The sequence below is a fragment of the Burkholderia sp. SIMBA_062 genome, assembly GCF_046534765.1.
GTDB lineage: Bacteria > Pseudomonadota > Gammaproteobacteria > Burkholderiales > Burkholderiaceae > Burkholderia > Burkholderia ambifaria.
On sequence record NZ_JAWRYD010000103.1, the window covers coordinates 1 to 605 of the forward strand.

General features: G+C 62.0%; 1 protein-coding gene. It reads left to right on the forward strand.

Features of this window, described 5'->3' with window-relative positions; genetic code table 11:
• Nucleotides 1-591, forward strand: a 591-nt coding sequence (locus SB786_RS35565) for a transposase (protein WP_410731480.1), incomplete at its 5' end; no start/stop codon positions are given.
• Nucleotides 592-605 lie beyond the last annotated feature (14 nt).

Below are 605 nucleotides of genomic sequence, written 5' to 3' on the forward strand. Positions count from 1 at the left end.
GACGGCACGCCGGACGATGCGACAGTACGCATGCGTGTGTCCCCGCAGGCGCGCAAACAATCTCCCGAACTGCCGGAGTTCTGGCAGGTCCGTGCGATTCGCGCCATCGATGCGCGCGGGCGCGAACGCGTGCTGCTGACCTCGCTGGATGATCGCCAACGCTTCAAACCGGCCGATATCGTCGCCTGCTATGGGCGCCGCTGGCAAATCGAAACCAGCTACCGGGAATTGAAGCAGTCGATGCTCGGTGCGGAGCTAACCTTGCGCAGCCGGACCGTCGAAGGGGTCTACCAGGAGATCTGGGGGGCGCTGATCGCCTACAACCTGATTCGTCGCGAAATGGCCACTGCCGCATGGCAGGCGAAACTCGATCCGACCGACATCAGCTTCGTACGGGCATTGCACGTCTTCCAGCACGAAATGATGTGGGCTGCCGTCACCCCGGCCTTCGGCAAGATACCTGCGTGGCTCGACCGCCTGCACGCTCGTCTTGCGTTCGAGACCGTGGAAAAACAACGGGGGCGTGAATGCCCCCGTGTGGTCAAAGCTCGCCCCAAGCGTTACGCCGTTCGGCACATCAAAGTTCCTTAACTGAACGGCATTAC